Genomic DNA, 6,054 nt, shown 5'->3' on the forward strand with positions numbered 1-6,054 from the left:
GGCGCGGCTGCCGAACGTCAATTTCGCGCTCGCCGACGCAGCTAACTGGCAGCCCGAGCACCCCGTCGACGTCATCTTCGCCAACGCTGTCTTCCAGTGGCTGCCGCAACATCCGGCGGTGTTCCAGCGGCTGATGGGACTGCTGGCGCCGGGCGGCGCCCTGGCCGTCCAGATGCCCGACAATCTCGGCGAAGCCTCGCACCAGCTGATGCGCGAAACCGCGACGGAAGTGCCCTTTGCAACCAAGCTCAAGGGCGCGGCGCGCGCGCCGTTGCCGCCGGTGTCCTTCTATTATGACCTGTTGTCGCCGCTCGCCGATCGCCTCGACATCTGGCACACGATCTACAACCATCCGCTGGCCGACGCCGAGGCGATAGTCGAATGGGTCAAGGCGACCGGGCTGAAGCCTTTCCTCGATCCGCTCGACGCGGATGAGAAAAAGGTGTTCCTCGACAGCTACACGGCAAAGATAGCCAAGGCCTATCCGAGGACGGCAAACGGCAAGGTGCTGCTGCGCTTCCCGCGCATCTTCATCGTGGCCAAGCGGGCGTGACCCGGTGGTTTAAGCTGGCATAAACCGGCTAAATGCGACAAGGGTGGCGCCGAGCTGCTTCGGTGCCCACATCAAGGCCCTGCCTAAGACGGATTGGACATGCATCGCGTCATCATCAGCGGCATCGGCGCCGAAATCCCCGAACCCGTCATCACCAATGAAGAACTGGTCGCGAGCTTCAACAGCTGGGTCGACAGCGAGAATGCGCGGCGCGCTACCACCGGCGAAACGCCGCTGCAGAAATCGGACAGCGACTTCATCGTCCATGCCTCGGGTGTGAAGAGCCGTCATGTCGTCGAGCGCGAGGGCATCCTCGACCCGGCCCGCATGTCGCCGCGCATTCCGGCGCGGCCGGACGACGCGCTGTCATTGGAGGCGGAGTTCGGCATTGCCTCGGCGAAAAAGGCGCTTGCCCATGCCGGTGTCGATGGGGCGGACATCGACCTGGTGATCTGCTCGGCATCGCATCACCAGCGGCCCTATCCGGCGATCGCCATCGAAATGCAGGAAGCGCTGGGCACCAAAGGCGCCGGCTTCGACATGGGGCTTGGCTGCTCGTCCGCGGCGGCCGCGCTGCATGTCGCGGTCAACCTGGTCAGGTCAGGCGCGCATAAGCGCATCCTGGTGTCGACGCCCGAGATCATCACCGGCCATCTCAATTTCCGCGACCGGCAGACGCATTTCATCTTCGGCGACGCCTCGGTCGCCATGGTCGTCGAGGGGCTGGCCCAAGGCGAGAAGCGGCCAGGCCGCTTCGAGGTGCTCGACACGCGCACCTGGACGCAGATGTCGAACAACATCCGCACCAATCTCGGCTACCATACGCGCACGGCCCAGGACGATCCCTACATGATCAACCTCGAGGGCAACCTGATCAAGCAGGTCGGCAACAAGGTGTTCAAGGAAGTCACCGTCGCCGGCCAGAAATTCATCGTCGAGTTCCTGGCTGAGCACGGGCTGACGCCGGAAGGCATCCGCCGCTTCTGGCTGCATCAGGCCAATGCGCGCATGAACGCGATGATCCTGAAACTGTCCTTTGGCCACGACGTCGACCACGACCGAGCGCCGATGGTGCTGGAGCGGCTCGGCAACACCGCCGGCGCGGGCGCCATCGTCGCGCTGTCGGAGAACCATGCCGATATGAAGGCCGGCGATTTCGGCCTGATCTGCGCCTTCGGCGCCGGCTATTCGATCGGCGGGGCGCTCCTGAGAATGCTGTAGCCGGCGATCAGGCCGGCGCGAAAGGCACCAGCATCGGCACGCGCCTGGCGTAGTCGTCATAGGCCGGGCCAAGCTCGCCACGCAGGAAGCTTTCTTCCAGCCGTGCCTTGACGACAATACCGACGAGGATCAATGCCGCGCCGGCAATGCCCCACACGGTGCCCTTGACGGCCATGGTGGCCAGCACGGAAAGCAGCAGCCCGGTGTAGATCGGATGCCGGACCAGTCCATAAGGGCCGGTATCAACCACGCGATGATTGGCCTTGGCCGTCACCGTGGCCGACCACAGCCGGCCGAGATGCAGGCGCGCCCACCATGCGAAAGCGATGCCGATGGCGATCAGGGCAACGCAGATCCAGGCCTCCGTGAGCGTCGGCATCCAAAGCCGCAACCGGCCGACATAGCCATGCGCGGGCACGAACATCAGGACGGTGCCGGCTAGCCAAAGGACCCGATAGCGTGCCTCGGACTTGAGGTCCGCGCGCTTCTGCGCGGGGTCGGCCCAGGCCGCCGCGAGCAACCAGGATATCGCCCAGAACAGCCAAAGCGCCGCGACGGCGTGTCCAACCTGCATGATCGAGCCTCCTCCCGATTTGGCGCCATCGTTATGCCGGCGTCGCGGCGGCAATGCGACCCGTGGCGCAGCGGGGGTGGCGTTTTCCGGTAATAACGTCGTGATCGCCATCAAGCGGCGTGATCGGATCATCAGCGCTTTCGACTGGACCCAATTCTCCGGGGCCTCTAGACCTGCGCTATGCAGGAAACGAACCTAGAGCTTTTTCCAGCCGAACCGACGGTCGATATCGTGCCGGGCCGCAAGCTGACGGCAAAAGCAGCAGCGCTTTATGCTGCTCCGCCCAATCATTTCGAGACGAGGGCGGTGGGAGAGCTGCAGCTCGGCTTCGACGGCATCGCGGGCGACTTCCATGGCGGAGCGACGCGGCGGTCCGGCGGACGCGAGCCGTGGTATCCGCGCGGCACCGAGATGCGCAACGAGCGGCAGTTGTCGCTGGTGGCAGCGGACGAACTCGCGATCGTCGCCGAGCGCATGGAACTGAAGGAAATCAAGCCGGAGTGGATCGGCGCCAATCTCTTGATTGAGGGCGTTCCGAACCTTTCCATGCTGCCGGCCGGCTCGCTGCTGTTCTTCAAGAGCGGAGTGACCATCAAGGTCGACGCGCAGAACGGGCCTTGCCGCATTGCCGGGCGCTCCATCGCCGAGAACGCCGGGATGGCCGACCATGAGGCCGGCGCGTTGCTGTTCCCGAAGGCGGCGAAGCGGTTGCGCGGCCTCGTCGCCTGGGTCGAGAAGCCGGGCACGATCACTGCCGGCGAGGAGATTTCGGTGCGCGTGCCGGAGCAGTGGATTTATCGCGGCTGAGGCGGTTCCTTGCCCAAGGGAGATAAGCGGAGGAAGCTCCGTTTGCTGTTTTCCAAAGGCAAATCCGGAATTACTTGCTCTATGCCCTACCCAAGGAACAGACTGGAATCCCTCACTCGTCTTCGTCGTCTTCCTCAAGCAGCCGCGTCGCGCGCCAGCGGGTGAGCACCTGATTGGTCTGCTCGATGACGAAGAAGCGCGCCGAGTCGCGGTCGTAGCCCTCGGCGAGCAGTTTTTCGTAGTCGGTGTGGGTGTGGCGGACATGAGCGATCGTCGCCAGCCATACCGCGATCGTCGGCGGCAAGGCCTTCATGTGCACGGCGCCGGCATCGGCACGGATCTTTTCCATGTCGGCGTAAGGGGCGAGCGGCAAAAGTGCGGTCAGCGCCTTGGCAATGGCACGGCGACGGCCGGTCGGCGCGGTCATTTCTCGTCGCGCCCGGCGATGGCTGCTTCGGGGAAGGCGTCGGTCGACGCGTAGTAGGGCTTGATGTCGATCACGGGCGTGCCGTCCAGCACGTCGATGCCATCGATCCCGATCCGGCCGGCCTGGATGTCCAGCGCGACCAGTCTCGCGACATGCAGCCCGATGGGGTTCGGCCGGGCAGGGGAGCGCAGCGAGAAAACGCCTTTCGGTTCAGCCGCATGACGAGGTTTCTGCACAATCAGAGTCCGCGGCGCGCGATCGAGCCAGGACAGGATCACGATATGGCTGGCGCGGTCGAGGTTCCGCAGTCCGGCGCGATATGGTTCGTCGATCAGCAGTGCGGCTCCTCGCCCTGTCTCGCGGGCGGCCCGCATGTTCTTGGGGCAATCCTCGCGGCTCGTCCATGGCGAGACGATGCGGCCGATGAAGATGACGTGGCCATCCGGCGACATTTGAGCTGGATCTGCCTCCAGAAGCTGTTCGCCTTCACGCGTCTCGAACATCGCTTTCGCTCCCTCCGTGCTGGAACGGCAACCCGTTGCCTGGCTTGCGGTCGCGCCATTTTCTTGTCCGGGAGCGACATAGCGCTTGCCAGGGGCTCAAAATCGACATAAACATATCTTTATATCTTTCACGAGAGGCCGCTCATGCATGTCTCGCTCGACACGATGGTAGATACATTGAAGGCGGCGGCCGAATCCAGCCGGTTGCGCATTCTGGTGCTGTTGTCGCGCGGCGACCTGACGGTCTCCGACCTCACCGAGATCCTCGGCCAGTCGCAGCCGCGCGTATCGCGCCACCTCAAGCTGCTGCTTGATGCCGGTTTGATCGGTCGCTACCAAGAGGGCTCCTGGGCCTATTTCAGGCTATCGGATACGGACTCTTCGCGTGACTTCGTACTGCGGCTGGTCTCCGGCGTTCGCGAGGCGGACCCGCAGGTGGTGCGCGATCTCGAACGGCTGGCCTCGGTCAAGCGCAAGCGGCAGGACCGCGCGGCCGAATACTTCTCAGAGAATGCCGCGAGCTGGGATCATATCCGCTCGCTGCATGTGCCAGACCGCGCGGTCGAGGCGGCTCTCCTCAAACTCGTCGGCAAGCGGCCGTTCCAGTCGATGCTCGACCTCGGCACCGGCACGGGCAGGCTGCTCGAAATCTTTGCGCCGCTCTATAGGCGCGGCGTCGGCATCGACATGTCACGCGAGATGCTGACGGTGGCGCGCGCCAATCTCGACAAGGCGGGCGTCGCCAATGCGCAGGTGCGGCTTGGCGACATTTTTTCGCCACCGGTCGAGCGCAACGCCTTCGACCTCGTCACCATCCACCAGGTGCTGCACTATCTCGACGATCCGGCCCGCGCCGTCAGCGAGGCGGCAAGATTGCTGCGTCCGTCAGGCAGGCTGGTCATCGTCGATTTCGCGCCGCACAGGCTGGAATTCCTGCGTGACCAGCATGCGCATATGCGGCTTGGTTTTTCCGATCGCCAGATATCGGAATGGTTCGCAGAAGCCGGCCTCGACCTTGAAGATAGCCAGGAGTTCGAACCGCGTGGCCAGGCTGAAGCCAGGCTCACCGTCAAGCTCTGGCTCGGCCGCGACCGCCGGCTGCTGATCGCCGATCCATCCAACGACGCACTGCCAGCAAGGGAAACAGCCTGATGAACCAGTTCCGCTTTTCCCGACGCCCCGACATTGGTGACAAGGTCCGGGTTTCGTTCGAGTTCTTCCCGCCGAAAAACGATGAGATGGAAGCAAGGCTTTGGGACACTGTCACTCGGCTGGAACCGCTTAAGCCGAAATTCGTCTCGGTCACCTATGGCGCCGGCGGCTCCACGCGCGAGCGCACGGCGCGCACGGTGAGGCGCATCCTCAAGGAGACGACGCTGACACCGGCGGCGCATATGACCTGCGTGGATGCTGACCGTCACCAGGTGGATGCCGTCATCCAGGAATTCGCCGGCATGGGTGTGACGCGCTTCGTCGCCTTGCGAGGCGATCCTGCCGCTGGCGTCGGGACCGCTTATCGGCCGCATCCGGCGGGCTATGCCAATGGCGCCGAACTGGTCGGGGCGCTGAAGAACGTCGGCGATTTCGACATCTCGGTTTCCGCCTATCCCGAAAAGCATCCGGAAAGCCCGGATTTTGCCACCGACATCGACATGTTGAAGCGCAAGGTCGACAACGGCGCGACGCGGGCGATCACCCAGTTCTTTTTCGACAACGACCTCTATGAGCGCTATGTCGAGCGGGCGCGCCGCGCCGGGATTTATATCCCGATCGTGCCGGGCATCCTGCCGGTGCACAACTTCACCCAGGTCGCCAACTTCTCGGCGCGCTGTGGGGCGCTGGTGCCGGCTTGGCTGGCCGAGCGCTTCGAAGGGCTGGAGAACGATCCGCAGACACATGCCCTTGTGGCCTCGGCCGTGGCGGCGGAGCAGGTGCTCGACCTCGTCGAGCGCGGCGTCGGCGATTTCCA

General features: G+C 64.2%; 8 protein-coding genes. 5 read left to right on the forward strand and 3 right to left on the reverse strand.

Annotated elements, in window-relative coordinates:
• Both Q0L57_RS03690 and Q0L57_RS03695 read left to right on the forward strand, forming a co-directional pair.
• Positions 1–553 (forward strand): methyltransferase domain-containing protein (locus Q0L57_RS03690; RefSeq protein WP_296738279.1); only part of this gene is annotated, 553 nt, incomplete at its 5' end.
• 99 nt (positions 554–652) lie between these two features.
• On the forward strand, positions 653–1,774 hold the full coding sequence (locus tag Q0L57_RS03695; protein ID WP_296738280.1) for a beta-ketoacyl-ACP synthase III: 1,122 nt from the start codon (positions 653–655) through the stop codon (positions 1,772–1,774).
• A 7-nt stretch (positions 1,775–1,781) separates the two neighbouring features.
• On the opposite strand, the gene Q0L57_RS03700 is transcribed toward Q0L57_RS03695, so the two are convergent.
• Complete coding sequence (locus Q0L57_RS03700; protein ID WP_296738283.1) at positions 1,782–2,348, reverse strand: isoprenylcysteine carboxylmethyltransferase family protein; 567 nt, start codon at positions 2,346–2,348, stop codon at positions 1,782–1,784.
• Positions 2,349–2,528: 180 nt separating this feature from the next.
• Here Q0L57_RS03700 and Q0L57_RS03705 point away from each other — a divergent pair, with 180 nt between their 5' ends.
• Complete coding sequence (locus Q0L57_RS03705) at positions 2,529–3,155, forward strand: MOSC domain-containing protein (protein ID WP_296738285.1); 627 nt, start codon at positions 2,529–2,531, stop codon at positions 3,153–3,155.
• Positions 3,156–3,267: 112 nt separating this feature from the next.
• On the opposite strand, the gene Q0L57_RS03710 is transcribed toward Q0L57_RS03705, so the two are convergent.
• Both Q0L57_RS03710 and tsaA read right to left on the reverse strand, forming a co-directional pair.
• Positions 3,268–3,582 (reverse strand): DUF2293 domain-containing protein, encoded by a 315-nt coding sequence (locus tag Q0L57_RS03710; protein WP_296738287.1) that lies wholly within the window; start codon positions 3,580–3,582, stop codon positions 3,268–3,270.
• Positions 3,579–4,085, reverse strand: coding sequence for a tRNA (N6-threonylcarbamoyladenosine(37)-N6)-methyltransferase TrmO (gene tsaA, locus Q0L57_RS03715; protein WP_296738289.1), 507 nt, complete (start codon positions 4,083–4,085; stop codon positions 3,579–3,581). Before tsaA ends, Q0L57_RS03710 begins: the two co-directional genes overlap by 4 nt.
• Before the next feature lie 144 nt (positions 4,086–4,229).
• On the opposite strand from tsaA, the gene Q0L57_RS03720 reads away from it, so the two are divergent.
• Together Q0L57_RS03720 and metF are read left to right on the forward strand one after the other, a co-directional pair.
• Positions 4,230–5,237, forward strand: a complete 1,008-nt coding sequence (locus Q0L57_RS03720; protein ID WP_296738291.1) for a metalloregulator ArsR/SmtB family transcription factor — start codon at positions 4,230–4,232, stop codon at positions 5,235–5,237.
• The coding region (gene metF, locus Q0L57_RS03725) for a methylenetetrahydrofolate reductase [NAD(P)H] (protein WP_296738294.1) at positions 5,237–6,054 on the forward strand (818 nt) is incomplete at its 3' end. The genes Q0L57_RS03720 and metF, both read left to right, overlap by 1 nt.

Origin of the sequence: Mesorhizobium sp., from assembly GCF_024509055.1 — a bacterium.
In the GTDB taxonomy this organism is placed as follows: domain Bacteria; phylum Pseudomonadota; class Alphaproteobacteria; order Rhizobiales; family Rhizobiaceae; genus Mesorhizobium.

Coding starts and splice junctions, on each gene's coding strand:
- Q0L57_RS03695 (WP_296738280.1), top strand. CDS start 653: ATGCATCGCGTCATCATCAGCGGCATCGGCGCCGAAATCCCCGAACCC.
- Q0L57_RS03700 (WP_296738283.1), bottom strand. CDS start 2,348: ATGCAGGTTGGACACGCCGTCGCGGCGCTTTGGCTGTTCTGGGCGATA.
- Q0L57_RS03705 (WP_296738285.1), top strand. CDS start 2,529: ATGCAGGAAACGAACCTAGAGCTTTTTCCAGCCGAACCGACGGTCGAT.
- Q0L57_RS03710 (WP_296738287.1), bottom strand. CDS start 3,582: ATGACCGCGCCGACCGGCCGTCGCCGTGCCATTGCCAAGGCGCTGACC.
- tsaA (WP_296738289.1), bottom strand. CDS start 4,085: ATGTTCGAGACGCGTGAAGGCGAACAGCTTCTGGAGGCAGATCCAGCT.
- Q0L57_RS03720 (WP_296738291.1), top strand. CDS start 4,230: ATGCATGTCTCGCTCGACACGATGGTAGATACATTGAAGGCGGCGGCC.